Here is a 750-nt window from a genome sequence, read left to right on the forward strand (position 1 = left end):
GGTTTTTCTATACTTCCTTCTATCCTAGCACCCCCTTCGGTGCAGTTGTAGGTATTAGCTTGATAATTTATTTTAGCAATGGCTATATCACTTTCAAAATTATGCCTGAAAAAAGTCCAAGCCCATGAGCTTTCTACCTTGCCTTGTCCGCCGTAAGCTGTGGTTGTGAATTTGTTTTTATCCTGTTCAAATTGTCCTTCGTGTTTGTCTAAATTTCTATAATCTTTAGTGTGAGAAAATCCATCTTCGGCGTAAGCTAAGTCCTGTCCTATTAAAATGATATTTTTATGCTCTAAATACATGGCTAGTTTAAAATTCATATTTGCCACGCTAAAACCTGTATTACAATATCCAAAGTCTTTTAAATTCACGCAATCGATAAAAGCTGAATAAGCAGAAGTAAATGTAAATTTTCTATTATTTTTTTTAAGATATGCTGTGGTGTTAGGATGGACGAAAGATTTTAAAACAAAGATAATATCCTTATCAAATTCGCCAAAGTTATTGTTAAAAAATTCAGAAGTTAGCGGAATTCTTTCTAAGGATAAAACATAATCAGGCTTAATGTCATTCTTAGCCAAAATAGGATAAGCACTATCCGCACAAAATATTGTGGCTTTGCTTGCATACTTCTTTAACAAAGGAAGCTGTTTGGTTAAAGAAGGTCCAGTAGAAACAATAATAGCTGTATCACTTAAAGAACTTCTTTTTAAAAGCAATTCTTTATAACTAGGATGAGTTATCATATCA

Annotated in this window: 1 protein-coding gene; it reads right to left on the reverse strand. The window is 32.7% G+C overall.

What is annotated here, in order from left to right; all coding sequences use genetic code 11:
- Positions 1 to 750 (reverse strand): motility associated factor glycosyltransferase family protein (locus tag ACLL8X_RS09275; RefSeq protein ID WP_411990629.1); only part of this gene is annotated, 750 nt, incomplete at both ends.

The organism is Campylobacter parajejuni, from assembly GCF_046764905.1.
In the GTDB taxonomy this organism is placed as follows: domain Bacteria; phylum Campylobacterota; class Campylobacteria; order Campylobacterales; family Campylobacteraceae; genus Campylobacter_D.